The organism is Enterobacter sp. kpr-6 (assembly GCF_900116015.1).
Taxonomy (GTDB): Bacteria; Pseudomonadota; Gammaproteobacteria; order Enterobacterales; family Enterobacteriaceae; genus Enterobacter_D.
This window is the reverse complement of sequence record NZ_FOYH01000009.1, coordinates 36,772-51,366: the sequence shown is the minus strand read 5'-3', so window position 1 is coordinate 51,366 and position 14,595 is coordinate 36,772. Positions and strand designations below refer to the sequence as shown.

Annotated in this window: 17 protein-coding genes; 4 read left to right on the top strand and 13 right to left on the bottom strand. The window is 55.2% G+C overall.

Going from position 1 to position 14,595, the window contains the following annotated elements:
- The first annotated feature begins 3 nt into the window (after nt 1-3).
- Nucleotides 4-426: a hypothetical protein gene (locus BM373_RS17880; protein WP_090464487.1), complete on the top strand. Its 423-nt coding sequence runs from the start codon at nt 4-6 to the stop codon at nt 424-426.
- A gap of 9 nt (nt 427-435) precedes the next feature.
- Complete coding sequence (locus BM373_RS17875; RefSeq protein WP_090464484.1) at nt 436-774, top strand: hypothetical protein; 339 nt, start codon at nt 436-438, stop codon at nt 772-774.
- 1 nt (nt 775) lies between these two features.
- Here BM373_RS17875 and BM373_RS17870 read toward each other — a convergent pair whose 3' ends face one another.
- The 5 genes from BM373_RS17870 to dnaB all read right to left on the bottom strand — a co-directional run bounded on the left by BM373_RS17870 (nt 776) and on the right by dnaB (nt 6,248).
- The gene (locus BM373_RS17870) at nt 776-1,129 is read right to left on the bottom strand and encodes an MmcQ/YjbR family DNA-binding protein (protein ID WP_090464482.1); all 354 of its coding nucleotides are present in this window, start codon (nt 1,127-1,129) and stop codon (nt 776-778) included.
- 100 nt (nt 1,130-1,229) lie between these two features.
- Entirely contained in the window at nt 1,230-1,943 is a 714-nt protein-coding gene (gene aphA, locus BM373_RS17865; RefSeq protein ID WP_090464472.1) for an acid phosphatase AphA, read from the bottom strand.
- 236 nt (nt 1,944-2,179) lie between these two features.
- Entirely contained in the window at nt 2,180-3,373 is a 1,194-nt protein-coding gene (gene tyrB / locus BM373_RS17860) for an aromatic amino acid transaminase (protein ID WP_090464470.1), read from the bottom strand.
- A 244-nt stretch (nt 3,374-3,617) separates the two neighbouring features.
- Nucleotides 3,618-4,697: an alanine racemase gene (alr, locus tag BM373_RS17855; RefSeq protein ID WP_090464469.1), complete on the bottom strand. Its 1,080-nt coding sequence runs from the start codon at nt 4,695-4,697 to the stop codon at nt 3,618-3,620.
- A 144-nt stretch (nt 4,698-4,841) separates the two neighbouring features.
- Nucleotides 4,842-6,248, bottom strand: coding sequence for a replicative DNA helicase (dnaB, locus tag BM373_RS17845; protein WP_090464467.1), 1,407 nt, complete (start codon nt 6,246-6,248; stop codon nt 4,842-4,844).
- A gap of 63 nt (nt 6,249-6,311) precedes the next feature.
- Between dnaB and BM373_RS17840 the strand changes: the two genes are divergently transcribed.
- Nucleotides 6,312-7,295, top strand: a complete 984-nt coding sequence (locus BM373_RS17840) for a quinone oxidoreductase (protein ID WP_090464465.1) — start codon at nt 6,312-6,314, stop codon at nt 7,293-7,295.
- 177 nt (nt 7,296-7,472) lie between these two features.
- Here the strand turns inward: BM373_RS17840 and pspG are convergent, their stop codons facing one another.
- The 4 genes from pspG to BM373_RS17820 form a co-directional block, all read right to left on the bottom strand.
- Entirely contained in the window at nt 7,473-7,715 is a 243-nt protein-coding gene (gene pspG, locus BM373_RS17835) for an envelope stress response protein PspG (protein ID WP_090464461.1), read from the bottom strand.
- A gap of 144 nt (nt 7,716-7,859) precedes the next feature.
- Nucleotides 7,860-8,858 carry a tRNA dihydrouridine(20/20a) synthase DusA gene (dusA, locus tag BM373_RS17830; RefSeq protein WP_090464458.1) on the bottom strand — a complete coding sequence of 333 codons (999 nt, stop codon included), beginning with the start codon at nt 8,856-8,858 and terminating at the stop codon, nt 7,860-7,862.
- A gap of 107 nt (nt 8,859-8,965) precedes the next feature.
- Nucleotides 8,966-10,273, bottom strand: coding sequence for a conjugal transfer protein TraF (locus BM373_RS17825; RefSeq protein ID WP_090464455.1), 1,308 nt, complete (start codon nt 10,271-10,273; stop codon nt 8,966-8,968).
- A 189-nt stretch (nt 10,274-10,462) separates the two neighbouring features.
- Nucleotides 10,463-10,951 (bottom strand): cupin domain-containing protein, encoded by a 489-nt coding sequence (locus tag BM373_RS17820; protein WP_090464453.1) that lies wholly within the window; start codon nt 10,949-10,951, stop codon nt 10,463-10,465.
- A gap of 121 nt (nt 10,952-11,072) precedes the next feature.
- Here BM373_RS17820 and zur point away from each other — a divergent pair, with 121 nt between their 5' ends.
- Nucleotides 11,073-11,588: a zinc uptake transcriptional repressor Zur gene (zur, locus tag BM373_RS17815; RefSeq protein ID WP_090464452.1), complete on the top strand. Its 516-nt coding sequence runs from the start codon at nt 11,073-11,075 to the stop codon at nt 11,586-11,588.
- Nucleotides 11,589-11,669: 81 nt separating this feature from the next.
- Here zur and BM373_RS17810 read toward each other — a convergent pair whose 3' ends face one another.
- The 4 genes from BM373_RS17810 to BM373_RS17795 form a co-directional block, all read right to left on the bottom strand.
- Nucleotides 11,670-11,879, bottom strand: a complete 210-nt coding sequence (locus tag BM373_RS17810; RefSeq protein ID WP_072570189.1) for a CsbD family protein — start codon at nt 11,877-11,879, stop codon at nt 11,670-11,672.
- A 228-nt stretch (nt 11,880-12,107) separates the two neighbouring features.
- Nucleotides 12,108-13,427, bottom strand: coding sequence for an MATE family efflux transporter DinF (gene dinF / locus BM373_RS17805; protein WP_090464450.1), 1,320 nt, complete (start codon nt 13,425-13,427; stop codon nt 12,108-12,110).
- Nucleotides 13,428-13,497: 70 nt separating this feature from the next.
- Nucleotides 13,498-14,106, bottom strand: a complete 609-nt coding sequence (lexA, locus tag BM373_RS17800) for a transcriptional repressor LexA (RefSeq protein WP_090464447.1) — start codon at nt 14,104-14,106, stop codon at nt 13,498-13,500.
- Between the two features lie 109 nt (nt 14,107-14,215).
- Nucleotides 14,216-14,584, bottom strand: coding sequence for a diacylglycerol kinase (locus BM373_RS17795; protein WP_090464444.1), 369 nt, complete (start codon nt 14,582-14,584; stop codon nt 14,216-14,218).
- Nucleotides 14,585-14,595: the final 11 nt, after the last annotated feature.

Genomic DNA, 14,595 nt, shown 5'->3' with positions numbered 1-14,595 from the left:
ACTATGCCCATTTTTCGCTTTGCCAGAACCTGTTTGCTGGCGTCTTTACTGCTACTCACCGCCTGTACTTTTACCGGCAACTACAACAGCGACGCCCATCGCCAACTGGTGATGTTGCAGGCGCTGCATATGCAATTTATTGATGACGCTGCCCTGCCAGGGGAGGAAAAAGTCGTGTCCGACGATCGGGAAATGCGCCTGCAATTCAGGACGGCGCAGCTTTTTGCCGAAAGCCTGGGCGACCCGTTGCGGCTAAAAAATATGGAAGCCATCAACACGATTTACCAGAGCCAGTATCAACGCCGGATGCAGCAGAACCGTCCTTTCAGGCCCAAACAGGCGGCGCTTTTCCGTCAGCAGGCCACGCTCGCCTGGCAGCAGGCGATTTACGGCGAATGCCTGCGTCCCCGCTCCCCCTGTAAATAAGGATCAAAAATGAGCGTACTTCATGAACTTGAAAGCGTTTTTTCCAGTCCGTCTTTCCGCCAGCAGGTTGGCGAAACCCTTGCAGGCGAGTCTCTGGAATTATTTCGGGAGGGGCTGAAAGATAACGACGCCTTTATCCGCGAGTCCTGCCGGATCATGGCGCAGGCGCTGCGTGATAAAGCGCTGGGCGAGCTTGACGAAGAGGATGTCACCGTCGCGATCGCCGGGCAAAAGGCGTTGCTGCAAATTCAGCTTAACAATGCTGAGATTGCCACCCGCACCCGGATGCAGAATATCGTTGATAAGCTGATTACGCTGTCATTAGCGACGCTGATCCACGCGCTGTAAATCAGCGCGGCAACTGTTTTCGCGCCTCTTCGGGAAGCGAATTCACCACCAGTTGATACGACGCGTCCACCAGATAGTAAATCTGCGAGTCCGGCAACGAGCCATCCAGATAGACGGTGCTCCAGTGGGCTTTATTAAGCCGCGCGCTGGGGCGCACATCGCTATGCTCGTTACGCAGTAATTCCGCCAGTTCCGGGCTGGTTTTCAGCGAAACGGCAGGTCGGTTTTCCACGTCGTGTACCATCGCAAACAGCACATCCGCGACTTTAATTTGCGTGGCTTTCCAGTCGCTGTGCACGCTCTGTTCCGCGCCAGGTTTGCCCATGCAGTAAGGCAGCAGTTCCGAATTGATCATTTTTGTCCCCTTGTCAGATCTTTCTAAGTGTGCAACAAGAGACAGGATTCAGCCAGATTTGCGTAAAAAAACGGCAATTTTATGATTGCCGTTGGCGTGATTAATATTCGGAATTAACGATTACTTCTTCACCAAACTTTCCGGCTTCCGGCAGCGGACGGTAGGTGGAGTTGGAGGCGCGCAAAATGCGGATGCCGCGCACGCCGACATCTTTCGCCGCGCTGATGTCGTTATCCGAATCGCCGTAGAAAAGTTTGATTTGCTTCGCCTGCAGCCACTGGGTTTTGCTGTTTTGCCCTTCCTGATCGCCGGCAAAAATCACCAGGTTCATGCTGCTGGCCGGGATCAGGAAATTGTCCTGCAACGTTTTCGAAACGGTTTCGGTTTTGGTTTCGCTGCGACCGGTTATGAAGAAAATGGTGTCGCCGCGCTTCACGTGCATGGCGATCAGCGCTCTGGCCACCTCTTTTGGAATGCTGAACTCATCCCACCCGTTGTTCATTTTTTCCCAGAATTCCGGGTTCTTCAGATACGCTTCGCTGTCGGGTGAGTACGTTTTTTTCCCGCGCCAGAAGCCGGGGCTGGAGAACAGCACGGTGTCATCAATATCAAACCCTACCGCCATTGGCGCACGTCCCAGCAGGCTGTTTTCGATTTGCGCGACAGACACCCAGTGGATTGGTGCCTGCTCTGCCAGCTTCGCCACATTGGTGCCGGGTGTCAGCGGAGACGGTGAAGAGGCGTGGGCCGTGACAGAACCGTTGAGTGTAAACAACAAGCAGAACGCGCTGAGTCCAGCGGTGATTTTGCGCATATTTTTCCCTAAATTTTCAGCTCGTTATCATTTGAAGATGAGCGGTTGGTCAAAAAGTTATCTGACCTTAACGTTCATGGCGGGGGAAAGGAAGAATTTTCTGATGTGAAAAGCGGGATTACCCTCACCCCGGCCCTCTCCCTCATGGAGAGGGAGAAAGGCGGGTCCGCACGCGATCTGTCCCCTCTCCCCGTGGGAGAGGGTTAGGGTGAGGGGAAACCCATGCAAGTAAGTACTCACATAACCGCAGCAAATGCCTGCGCCACGCGGTGCACATTGCGGCTGTTCAGCCCCGCCACGCACATACGGCCGCTGGAAATCAGATAAACGCCGAACTCTTCGCGCAGTCTTTCTACCTGTGCGGCACTCAACCCGGTGTAGCTGAACATGCCGCGCTGCTTGAGCAGATAATCAAAATTATGCCCCGGCATCGCCTCTTTCAGCACGTTGACCAGCTCCTGACGCATCGCCAGAATGCGCACACGCATCGCTTCCACTTCGGCCAGCCAGCTGGCTTTGAGCGCATTATCACCCAGTACCGTCGCCACCAGTTGCGCGCCAAAGTTTGGCGGGCTGGAGTAGTTGCGACGCACGGTGGCTTTGAGCTGACCGAGCACGCGACTGGCGCTCTCTGCATCTTCACAGACCACCGACAACCCGCCCACGCGCTCGCCGTACAGGGAGAAGATTTTAGAGAACGAGTTGCTGACCAGCGCCGGTAAGCCTGCGCTGGCAATCGCGCGGATAGCGTAAGCGTCGTCTTCCATGCCCACGCCAAAGCCCTGATAGGCGATGTCGAGGAACGGGATCAGGTTACGCGCTTTCAGCACCTCTACCGTGGCATCCCACTGCGCATGCGTCAGATCGGCCCCGGTCGGGTTATGGCAGCAGGGATGCAGCAGCACGACGCTTTGCGCTGGCAGTGCACTGAGTTTTTCGAGGAAGGCATCAAAGCGCACGCCGTTAGTGTCAGCGTCGTACCACGGGTAGGTTTCCACGTTAAAACCCGCGCCCTCGAAAATGGCGACGTGGTTCTCCCAGGTGGGATCGCTCACCCAGACGCCGGAATCCGGGAAGTAACGTTTAAGGAAATCGGCCCCGACTTTCAGCGCACCGGAACCGCCAAGCGTCTGGATAGTCGCCACACGTTTTTCTGTCAGTACCGGATGATCGGCCCCAAACAGCAGCGGTGCGATGGTGTTGCGGTACTGGTTAAGACCTTCCATCGGCAGATAAAGTGAAGCACCGTGCGGCTGGGCATTGAGGCGCGCTTCCGCTTCGGCAACGGCCGCGAGCTTAGGAATAATGCCGTCCTCGTTGTAATACAGCCCAATGCTGAGGTTCACTTTGTCGCTACGGGGATCTTCTTTAAAACGCTCCATCAGCGAAAGGATGGGGTCGCCAGCATAGGCGTCAACTTTCTGAAACACGCGGTGGTTCTCCAGGTTTACGGTGCGAGAGAAATACAATAAACCGGAAGTGGGGGAAGATCGAGGGAAAGGTCAGAAGGGTGACCCCTCACCCCGGCCCTCTCCCCTGGGGAGAGGGGGAAAAGCGAGTCCGCACTCGATCTGTCCCCTCTCCCATTGGGAGAGGGTTAGGGTGAGGGGAAAATCGAGTTCTTGCACATTCTGTCCCCTCTCCCACTGGGAGAGGGTTAGGGTGAGGGGAAACTCACTCCACGTATTTCATCGCCACCCTGGACGTCAGACGGGTAATAAGTTCGTAAGCACTTACATTTGTCGCCTGAGCGATTCGCTCTACAGGTAAGCCTTCACCCCAGAGGATCACCGGGTCACCCGCTTTGTCCTCTGCCAACGGGCCTAAATCGACGCAGATCATGTCCATCGCCACCCGCCCGACAATCGGCACTTCGCGGCCGTTCACCAGCACGGGCGTACCGGACGGAGCCACACGCGGGTAGCCGTCGCCGTAACCCATCGCCACCACGCCGAGGCGGGTGTCGCGTTCGCTGATCCAGGTACCGCCGTAGCCGACCGGTTCCCCTGCTTTGTGCTCGCGCACGGCGATAAGATTCGACGTCAGCGACATCACCGGCTGGAAACCGAAATCCGCGCCCCAGGGTTTCTGATCCAGTGGGGAAACGCCGTAAAGGATAATGCCCGGTCGTACCCAGTCGAAATGCGCCTGCGGCCACAACAGAATGCCTCCGGACGCGGCGATGGAACGCTGGCCGGGTTTGCCTTCGCAAAAGCTGTTGAAGATATCAAGCTGGCGCTCGGTGGCTCCGCATTCAGGTTCATCCGCGCGGGCAAAATGGCTGACGATATTGACCGGCTGGCGCACGTTTTTGCAGGCAGACAGGCGCTGGTAAAACGCATTCGCCTCTTCCGGGCGCACGCCGAGGCGGTGCATACCGGTGTCGAGCTTCATCCACACCGTCACCGGTTCGCTGAGTTCCGCGGCTTCAAGGGCTTCAAGCTGTTCATTATTGTGCACGGCGGTATGCAGATGCTCTGCGGCAATCGTCGGCAGATCGCTGGCGTCAAAAAAGCCTTCAAGCAGCAAAACCGGCTGAGTGATGCCCCCGGCACGCAGGCGGAGGGCCTCTTCGAGACGGGCGACGCCAAACGCGTCGGCATCAGGGAGCGTTCGCGCGGTCTCCAGAAGACCGTGTCCGTAAGCGTTCGCTTTCACGACTGCCACCAGGCGGCTGGCAGGAGCCAGTTCGCGCAGACGTTGCAGATTGTGTCGCAGAGCGCGGCGGTTAATCACAACAGTTGCCGCTTGCATTAAATTTCCTTAGTTAAGAATCCCCTAAATCATTCGTGTTGCAGGAAGGCGACAAGTCCGTGAATCCCCGGGAGCTTAGTGAACTAAGTGACCGGGGTGAACGGGCGTAGTCAACGCACCTGCGGCGCGAAGGATGACGGGGATTTACTCGTCGTCATATTGTGGTCCCGCGTAATTATCAAAGCGCGACCATTGCCCGTTAAACGTCAGGCGTACCGTACCGATCGGGCCGTTACGCTGCTTACCAATAATGATTTCCGCAATGCCTTTCAGATCGCTGTTCTCGTGATAAACCTCATCACGGTAGATGAACATGATTAAGTCGGCATCCTGCTCGATGGAGCCGGATTCACGCAGGTCGGAGTTGACCGGGCGTTTATCGGCGCGTTGTTCCAGCGAGCGGTTAAGCTGCGACAGCGCCACCACCGGCACCTGAAGCTCTTTCGCCAGCGCTTTCAGCGAGCGGGAGATCTCTGCGATTTCCAGCGTTCGGTTATCGGAGAGCGACGGCACGCGCATCAGTTGCAGGTAGTCGATCATGATCATGCTCAGGCCGTCGTGCTCGCGGAAAATGCGGCGCGCGCGGGAGCGCACTTCCGTCGGCGTCAGGCCGGAGGAGTCATCGATGTACATGTTGCGCTTTTCAAGCAGAATGCCCATGGTGCCGGAAATACGCGCCCAGTCCTCGTCGTCCAGTTGCCCGGTACGGATGCGGGTCTGATCGACGCGCGACAGCGACGCCAGCATACGCATCATGATCTGTTCGGCGGGCATCTCCAGACTGAAAATCAGCACCGGTTTTTCCTGCAACATCGCCGCGTTTTCGCAGAGGTTCATCGCAAATGTGGTTTTACCCATCGACGGACGTGCCGCGACGATGATCAAATCCGAGCGTTGCAGCCCTGCGGTTTTTTTATTCAGATCCTGATAGCCGGTATCGACGCCCGTTACGCCGTCGTGCGGATGCTGGAAAAGCTGTTCGATACGCGCGACGGTCGCCTCAAGGATCTGGTCGATGCTTTTCGGCCCTTCGTCTTTATTGGCGCGGTTTTCAGCAATCTGGAAAACCCGCGACTCGGCGAGGTCGAGCAGATCTTCGCTGCTGCGCCCCTGCGGATCAAAACCGGCGGTGGCGATTTCATTCGCCACTGAGATCATCTCACGCACTACCGCGCGTTCACGCACGATGTCGGCATAAGCGCTGATGTTCGCCGCACTTGGCGTGTTTTTCGATAATTCTGCCAGATACGCAAAGCCGCCAACGCTGTCGAGCTGGCCTTGCTGTTCCAGCGATTCCGCCAGCGTGATCAGGTCGATGGGTTTACTCATCTCCTGAAGACGGTGCATCTCTGTAAAAATATGACGGTGCGGACGGGTGTAGAAATCTTCCGCCACGACGCGTTCTGCAACGTCGTCCCAGCGTTCGTTATCCAGCATTAAACCGCCCAACACCGACTGTTCCGCTTCAATCGAGTGCGGGGGGACTTTCATCCCTTCGACCTGGAAGTCGCGAGGTTCAGTCTGTTTGTTGAAGGGTTTATTTCCTGCCATAGTGAATGGAGTTACCGAGATGATGAGTGGGTCGAAAGATTATCACAGAGTTCAGGAGGAAGCATGGCAACGCGAATCGAATTTCACAAGCACGGTGGTCCTGAAGTTTTAAAGGCGGTGGAGTTTACCCCCACCGATCCTGCGGAAAATGAAATCCAGGTGGAGAACAAAGCGATTGGGATCAACTACATCGATACCTATATTCGCAGCGGACTCTACCCGCCACCGTCCATGCCGAGCGGACTGGGCACCGAGGCGGCAGGCGTGGTCAGCAAAGTGGGCAAAGGCGTTACGCACATAAAAGCGGGCGACCGCGTGGTGTATGCGCAGTCGGCTCTGGGCGCTTACAGTTCTGTGCACAATGTGCCTGCCGATAAAGCCGCCATCCTGCCGAACGCGATCTCCTTTGAGCAGGCCGCCGCCTCCTTTCTGAAAGGGCTGACGGTGTTTTACCTGCTGCGCAAAACCTATGAAATTAAACCTGACGAACCTTTCTTATTCCATGCGGCCGCCGGTGGCGTCGGGCTTATCGCCTGCCAGTGGTCAAAAGCGTTAGGTGCGAAACTTATCGGCACGGTCGGCAGCGCGCAAAAAGCACAGCGCGCATTGCAGGCAGGGGCCTGGCAGGTGATTAACTATCGCGAGGAGAGCATTTCTGAGCGGGTCAAAGAGATCACCGGCGGTAAAAAAGTCCGCGTGGTGTATGACTCCGTGGGCAAAGACACCTGGGAAGCGTCGCTGGACTGCCTGCAACGTCATGGCCTGATGGTGAGCTTCGGCAACGCGTCCGGTCCGGTCACCGGCGTGAATTTAGGTATTCTGAATCAGAAAGGCTCGCTGTACGCCACCCGGCCTTCTTTACAGGGTTACATCACCAACCGCGAAGAATTAGAAGAAGCCAGCAATGAGCTGTTTTCGCTGATCGCCAGCGGCGTAATTAAGGTGGATGTGGCAGAGGATCAGAAGTTTGCGCTGGCGGACGCGCAACGTGCGCATGAAGTGCTGGAAAGCCGCGCCACGCAAGGGTCGAGCTTGCTTATTCCCTAAAGAATTAGGGCCTCCGTTAACGGGAGGCCCTTTCTTTTTTTAGTTCGGCTGTATGTAGGGTACAGCTCGATGAATTTGATAGCCGCGCAATAGTGACAGATTTGTTATCTAAAGCCTATGCGGTTTCCAAAAACGCGCCAGGAAAATGTGCGAGGTTGTGATCAACCCCGCATTACATTAATAACGCCAGCGCTTATTACGCTGATACTGCGGGACTTTTGGCGTTTTGACCGCCCGGATCACCCACACAATGGCTACCGCTAACAGTAACCAGGGCAGTAGTTTAATCATCAGCGCAAACAGCCCGCCGACGAACATTAATGCCGTCGCCACCACCAGTGCCGCGATAATCCCCAGCAGCGAAATGCCTGTGACCATCAGCATCACGAAAAATCCCACCACAAACAGTAATTCCAGCATGGCTCTCTCCCAAAAGTAATTAATCCGCACGTCTTTATCAGGATGAATACAAGAATCATGCCAGTCGTAAGTGATTGACAGGCAATAAAAACGCCGCGCTGGTTTAAGCGCGGCGTGGTGAATTTGACCAGTTTTTAGCGAACTTTAGCGCTTATCTGCCACCAGCTTTAAGGCGTGTTCGACGACGTTGAGATCGGCACCCGCTTTATGCGCATTTTCGCTGAGGTAGCGACGCCACTGACGCGCGCCGGGGATCCCCTGGAACAGGCCAAGCATATGCCGCGTGATATGCCCCAGGTATGCGCCGTTGCTCAGTTCGCGTTCTATATACGGATACATGGCACGCACCACCGCCACCGGATCGGCGTCCGGGGTATCAAGGCCAAAGATTTCCCGGTCCACGGAGGCGAGAATGCCCGGATTCTGATACGCCTCGCGGCCCACCATCACACCGTCCATATGCTCCAGATGCGCTTTAGCATCGGCGAGGGTTTTGATGCCGCCGTTAATGGACATCGTGAGATGCGGGAAATCCCGTTTGAGCTGGTAGACGCGCGGATAATCCAGCGGCGGAATTTCACGGTTTTCTTTCGGGCTTAAACCCGACAGCCAGGCTTTGCGGGCATGAATGATGAAAGTGCCGCATTCGCCTTTACCGGATACCGTGTTGATAAAATCACAGAGGAATTCATAGCTGTCCTGATCGTCAATGCCAATCCGCGTTTTAACCGTGACCGGAATCGACACCACATCGCGCATCGCTTTCACGCAGTCCGCCACCAGTTGCGCGTTACCCATCAGGCAGGCCCCGAACATACCGTTCTGCACGCGATCAGACGGACACCCCACGTTGAGGTTGATTTCATCATAGCCGCGCGCTTCAGCGAGCTTCGCGCACTGCGCAAGCTGCTGCGGGTCGCTGCCGCCCAGTTGCAGCGCCACCGGATGTTCTTCTTCGCTGTACGCCAGATAGTCGCCTTTGCCATGAATAATCGCCCCGGTCGTCACCATCTCGGTATAGAGCAGAGTTTCACGCGACAGCAAACGCAAGAAATAGCGGCAATGTCTGTCCGTCCAGTCGAGCATGGGAGCGATAGAGAAGCGGTGGGCAGCAAATTCAGAGGACGGAGTGACTGGTGACATAGCGTACATTTTTGCATCAAAGTGAAAAAGGGGCGTAACTATAGCACACTCATTTTTCAGAGGCACAAAAACGCTGGCCGAAAGCGTTACCTCCGGCCAGCTATGGCTTAGAACGTCATGCTTAACTGCACGCCTGCGCCCCAGGTTTCGTCTTCACCGACGAGACCAGTCAGATCGAGACGGGCGCGTTCGAAGGCGGCAAAACCGACACCGCCGGTAAAGACGTTGCTGTCGTTGTCTTTCACGTCCGCACGGTAACCGGCACGCACCGCCAGCCAGTCGAGCGGACGCACTTCGGCACCGACGCCCACGTACTGCGAGTTTTCTTCGCTTTTAAAGCCTTTGGTTTCTGTCAGGTCGCCATCGGCGCTGACCGTCACCAGGTCGTTATGCCAGGCGACGCCCGCAGTGACCACCGGGCTAATCTGGTAGGTATCTTTGTAGTTTCGTACTTCACCGGTACGCCCGTTTTCGACGAGAATATCTTTCGTGTCGATATCACGGGAAATCAGGTTCTGCCCGCTCAGGCCCACCGTCCAGTTTTCACCGAAGTCAGCGGCGATACCGGCATCAACGTTGAAACCGTTATCGTCGGTACGGTAGCGGCTGCTTTTGAAATCATCGCTGTCGTAGTCGTAAATGGACGTGGTGTAGTTGTAGACCCAGGTTTTCTGGAACTTCGGCGTGACGCCGACAGAAACCGGAACCTCGCCAATCTGGAACTGACGAGCTACGGCGATACCGTAATCGGAAACAATCGCCGCGCGGCCAGAGGCGGTGGAGTTCAGATTACGCTTGAGGAAATCCCCGGCATCAGGTGATAAAGCGGCAGCAACGGCGGTAGGAAGCGGATTCGCTTCGATGCCACGTAAGAATTCAATATCCTGCTGGTCAATATCAGAACTTACACGAGCATGCGCGTGTGCCTTGGTCACGAAGGCGACTGAGAGCACATCGTTAGGAATAGCGACGGTGATACCCGCTGCGGCATTGGCTCGCGCCGTTTTTCCGTCGAGGAATTCCAGTTCATCCGCCAGATCGCCTGCTGCATTCTGGAACTGCCCGATGACATTGCCTGGATTTAGTAGAACATCAGTCAGCGTCAGCGTATCAACAACATCACTGTAGTAATCAACTTTGTCGTTAATCTCGTCAATTTCATCCTGCAAATTGTCTTTATCGGTAATTTGCGCACCCACGGCTGGCAGGATCACCGTGACATTATCGTCAGGTTTCGCTTTTGCCAGTAATGCCGGGTTGATTAACGCCCCGCTGCCGTAACTGCCTGACGCAACACCTGTTCCCCCCATCGCGTCACTGCGTGCTTCTGCCCAGGTATTAGCGGCTGTCGCCTGATTTGCCACAAATAAGGAGACTGCCAGAGTAACCAATGAATATTTAAATGTTTTTTTCACAGTATGCCCGTCTTTGAAAAAGTGAAGATCTATCCCCTGTCATTTATCGCCCAAACAGGGAACAACTATTGCTGTGAATAACGTTGTTAAATACGGTTATTTCATTTTTTTATGGCACCTCGGCGTGACGGGCTTATTCATCTTTCACCCATTCTTCTTAGAGGCGCTATTTATGTATAGAAGAGGATATTAATTTCGGGAAGGTTTTCCGTCATGCGGACCAAAAAACTGCGGCGGGTGGTCTATCCAGCGATCGTCACGCGTATGGGCGTAGTCGGCATTCAGGGGATAATAGATGCGGTTGCTTTTTTTGTTGGTTTCACCCACGACCAGCAGTCGCACCTCCTCTTCGCTATTATTGATAAAAGTATGGCAGATGCCGGTTCCCGCCGGAAAACCTACGCTGTCGCCCGGTTTTAATGCCCACAAATGCCCGTTTATCCAGACATCAGGATGCCCTTCCAGCACATAGATGAACTCTTCTTCATCGCTTTCGGCATGCGGGTATGAGGTGCGTCGGCCAGGGGGAAGACGTTCATGATGAATACCGAGACGCGAAAGACCGAGCACACGGGCAAGCGGGGTGCCAATAGAAAAAAGCTCATCGCTATCCTCGTAGCGCGAGTTATCCGGCCCTTCAACGTCCTGCCACGAGCGAATACAGTCAGGTTTATTCATGATGTGTTTCCTGTCGCTATTGATGCCACAGGTATAGCACAGGGAGAGGATCTCGGCGTTTCGGGCATAACATGGTAAAGTGGACGCTTCCGCTTAACACGTCTACATCACCGGGGATGCCATGGACAAGATCACTTCGCTCGAGTTGTTAACGCAGGCTGAAAAGCTGTGCGTCGAACGCAATGTGCGCCTGACCCCACAGCGCCTCGAAGTTTTGCGCCTGATGAGCCTGCAACAGGGCGCGATCAGCGCTTATGATTTGCTGGATTTATTGAAAGTCTCTGAGCCACAGGCTAAACCCCCCACCGTTTATCGCGCGCTGGACTTCCTGCTCGAACAGGGTTTTGTGCATAAAGTGGAATCCACCAACAGCTATGTGCTGTGCCACCTGTTTGATAAGCCCTCCCACACCTCGGCGATGTTTATCTGCGATCGTTGCGGTGCGGTGAAGGAAGAAGCAGCAGAAGGCGTGGAAGATATTATGCATGGCCTGGCAGCCAAAATGGGCTTTGCCTTACGCCATAATGTCATTGAAGCGCATGGGCTGTGTACTGAGTGTTCGGAAGTGGAAGCGTGTCGTCATCAGGGTGAGTGTCACCACGATCACAGCATTCAGTCGAAGAAAAAACCACGTTAAGAAATCAGAAGGGAGTTGGTACATCCGTGTACCGTTCGGGCAGGGTAGTCCTGTTACGCTAAACTACGAAGGGATGACAGACTACCAGCGGTAGTCGTGACGGGTTTCCCAGTCACCCACTTCTTTTTCAGCCTGGTCTTTCTGGTAGCCATAACGCTCCTGAATTTTCCCGACCAGCTGATCGCGTTTACCTTCGATGACAGTCATATCATCGTCGGTTAATTTGCCCCATTGCTCTTTCGCTTTACCTTTAAACTGTTTCCAGTTACCGCCGACTTCGTCTTTATTCATAATGATTTCCTCATCGTTCGGTTTGAATAACAATATATTCAATGTCCATCAATTCGCTCAGTATCTGCTGAACGTGATAATAATTGTAGTTGAGGATATTCCAGGCCGGGAGATATTCGGAATATTTAACCATAGGGCGAAAGATTTCCCGGATGCACGCACCTGAAAATAATCACCAGATCAGAAAGATAAGATAAAGCGTCAGAGTGCGTCAGCAAAGGTAACCAGTTATGAAAACCAGGTGCCGTTACGCCAGTGTTTACGCCAGATCCAGCCAAGCGTGATCCCGCGCAGCGCCAGGAAGACCAGCAGTGACAGCCACAGCCCGTGATTGCCAAGGGCAGGCACGGTCAGCAGCGTGACGGCAAAACCCGCGGCGGCAATGGCCATGCTGTTTCGCATCTGTGCGCCCCGCGTTGCACCGATAAACATGCCGTCGAGTAAATAGCACCAGACGCCCACAACCGGTAAGACGATTTGCCAGCCAAGATAGCGATCGGCGAGCTGCTGTAATTCTGGAATAGAGGTTAGCAGAGCCACGATCTGCTCCCCCAACAAGGCATAAATCAGTGCAAACGCCAGCGCCACCACGCCGGATTGCCGACAGGCGGCCTGCCAGACGTCAAGTAACTGGCTGCCATCGCGTGCACCATATGCCTGCCCGGAATGGGCTTCGACCGCATAAGCAAAACCGTCCAGGGCATAGGCGGTAAATGTCAGCAGCGTCATTAGCACGGCATTCACCGCCACGATATCGCCGCCAAGACGCGCGCCCAGTACGGTTATCGAACCAAAGCACAGTTGCAGCAACAGCGAGCGCAGCATGATGTCGCGATTAAGCGCCAGCAGGCGGCGCACGTTGCCGCGCCAGGCGCTTTTAAGCATCGCAGACGTCACGCCACGCCGCCGCAGTCCGTGTCGGACCATCACCAGACCCACGAGCAGGGTGGCGTATTCAGCAATAGCGGTGGCGAGCGCCGCGCCCTGCACGTTCATATGCAGCCCCATCACCAGCCACACATCCAGAACGATGTTAAACAGGTTGCCGACCACCAGCAGGATCACCGGGGCACGGGCATACTGGATCCCCAGCAGCCAGCCGAGCAGCACCAGATTCCCCAGCGACGCGGGTGCGCTCAGCCAGCGGATCTCAAGAAAGCGGCGCGCCTGCTCCAGCACAGCATCGCTGCCGCCGACAATATGCAGCGTCAGATGAATCAGCGGGGTTTTTAACGCCACGATAGCGACACCGGCGATCAGTGCCAGCAGCAGCGGCTGCACCAGCGCTCTGGCGAGCGCCTGCGGATCTTTTGCGCCAAACGCCTGGGCGGTAAAGCCAGTGGTGCTCATGCGTAAAAATAGCAGCAGCATAAACAGGAAGCTGGTCGCCGTCGCCCCTACCGCTACGCCGCCAAGGTAAACAGGGCTGTCGAGATGACCAATCACCGCCGTATCTACCAGCCCTAACAACGGCACAGTGATATTGGAGAAGATCATAGGCAGCGCGAGACGCCACAAGGCCTTATCGGATGCGGTCAGAAAAGTCATGGTAAAGGTCAGAGAAGATCAGAAAAGCACAACGGCAATCAGAAGATTGCCGTTGCGTTGAAAGAGAGAATTACAGCCACTCACCGTTGCGGATCACGCCGACGGCCAGCCCTTCGATGGTGAAGTTATGCTCGCGCAAATCGACCACGATAGGGGAAAACTCGTTGTTTTCCGGCAGAAGTTGAACGGTATTGCCCTGTTTTTTCAGGCGTTTGACCGTCACTTCATCGTCGATGCGCGCTACCACTACCTGGCCGTTACGCACATCCTGGGTTTTATGTACGGCTAACAGATCGCCATCCATAATCCCGATATCTTTCATTGACATCCCGCTGACGCGCAGCAGGAAATCGGCGTTCGGTTTAAACAGTGTTGGATCGACCTGATAGTGGCCTTCGATGTGCTGCGATGCCAGCAGTGGTTCACCTGCCGCGACACGCCCCACCAGCGGCAGCCCGGACTCTTCCTCTTGCAGCAATCGAATGCCGCGAGAAGCACCAGAGACGATTTCAAGCACACCCTTACGCGCCAGCGCTTTCAGGTGTTCTTCAGCGGCGTTGGGGGAACGGAACCCCAAGCGCTGCGCGATCTCCGCACGCGTCGGCGGCATGCCTGTCTGGCTGATGTGATCGCGAATGAGATCAAACACCTCTTGCTGCCTGGCCGTTAAAGCTTTCATCCCGCCCCCTGGGTGTATATACAGTTATGCTGTGAGTATATACAGCTAAAGTCGATTTTGGAACCACATTTTAAGCGAAAAGTGGGGGATTTACGCAATTTTGGGCGCGTTATCGATAATGCGACCACAGCAGTATGCCCCAGGTCGCCAGCGCCAGCAGAATCGACATCAGGACCGCCGCAGAGCCCATATCCTTTGCCCGCCCGGAAAGTTCGTGGAAATCGGTGCCGATTCGGTCGACGACCGCTTCAATCGCACTGTTCAATATTTCCACTATCATTACCAACGCAACCGACCCAATCAGCAGGACGCGGGAAATGGCGTCCACATCCAGCCAGCAGGCAATCGCAATCGCCAGCAGCACGGCGACCGCCTCCTGCCGAAACGCCGCTTCATTAATCCATGCAGCGCGCACTCCCTTCCAGGAGTAGCCTGCCGCCTTAATGATTCGCGTTAACCCAGTGGTATTATTGGCCATTAAAAGAACCT

Excerpts from the sequence above, each read along its gene's own strand:
- BM373_RS17880 (WP_090464487.1), top strand. The coding sequence starts at position 4 with ATGCCCATTTTTCGCTTTGCCAGAACCTGTTTGCTGGCGTCTTTACTG.
- BM373_RS17875 (WP_090464484.1), top strand. The coding sequence starts at position 436 with ATGAGCGTACTTCATGAACTTGAAAGCGTTTTTTCCAGTCCGTCTTTC.
- BM373_RS17870 (WP_090464482.1), bottom strand. The coding sequence starts at position 1,129 with ATGATCAATTCGGAACTGCTGCCTTACTGCATGGGCAAACCTGGCGCG.
- aphA (WP_090464472.1), bottom strand. The coding sequence starts at position 1,943 with ATGCGCAAAATCACCGCTGGACTCAGCGCGTTCTGCTTGTTGTTTACA.
- alr (WP_090464469.1), bottom strand. The coding sequence starts at position 4,697 with ATGCAAGCGGCAACTGTTGTGATTAACCGCCGCGCTCTGCGACACAAT.
- dnaB (WP_090464467.1), bottom strand. The coding sequence starts at position 6,248 with ATGGCAGGAAATAAACCCTTCAACAAACAGACTGAACCTCGCGACTTC.
- BM373_RS17840 (WP_090464465.1), top strand. The coding sequence starts at position 6,312 with ATGGCAACGCGAATCGAATTTCACAAGCACGGTGGTCCTGAAGTTTTA.
- pspG (WP_090464461.1), bottom strand. The coding sequence starts at position 7,715 with ATGCTGGAATTACTGTTTGTGGTGGGATTTTTCGTGATGCTGATGGTC.
- dusA (WP_090464458.1), bottom strand. The coding sequence starts at position 8,858 with ATGTCACCAGTCACTCCGTCCTCTGAATTTGCTGCCCACCGCTTCTCT.
- BM373_RS17820 (WP_090464453.1), bottom strand. The coding sequence starts at position 10,951 with ATGAATAAACCTGACTGTATTCGCTCGTGGCAGGACGTTGAAGGGCCG.
- zur (WP_090464452.1), top strand. The coding sequence starts at position 11,073 with ATGGACAAGATCACTTCGCTCGAGTTGTTAACGCAGGCTGAAAAGCTG.
- BM373_RS17810 (WP_072570189.1), bottom strand. The coding sequence starts at position 11,879 with ATGAATAAAGACGAAGTCGGCGGTAACTGGAAACAGTTTAAAGGTAAA.
- dinF (WP_090464450.1), bottom strand. The coding sequence starts at position 13,427 with ATGACTTTTCTGACCGCATCCGATAAGGCCTTGTGGCGTCTCGCGCTG.
- lexA (WP_090464447.1), bottom strand. The coding sequence starts at position 14,106 with ATGAAAGCTTTAACGGCCAGGCAGCAAGAGGTGTTTGATCTCATTCGC.
- BM373_RS17795 (WP_090464444.1), bottom strand. The coding sequence starts at position 14,584 with ATGGCCAATAATACCACTGGGTTAACGCGAATCATTAAGGCGGCAGGC.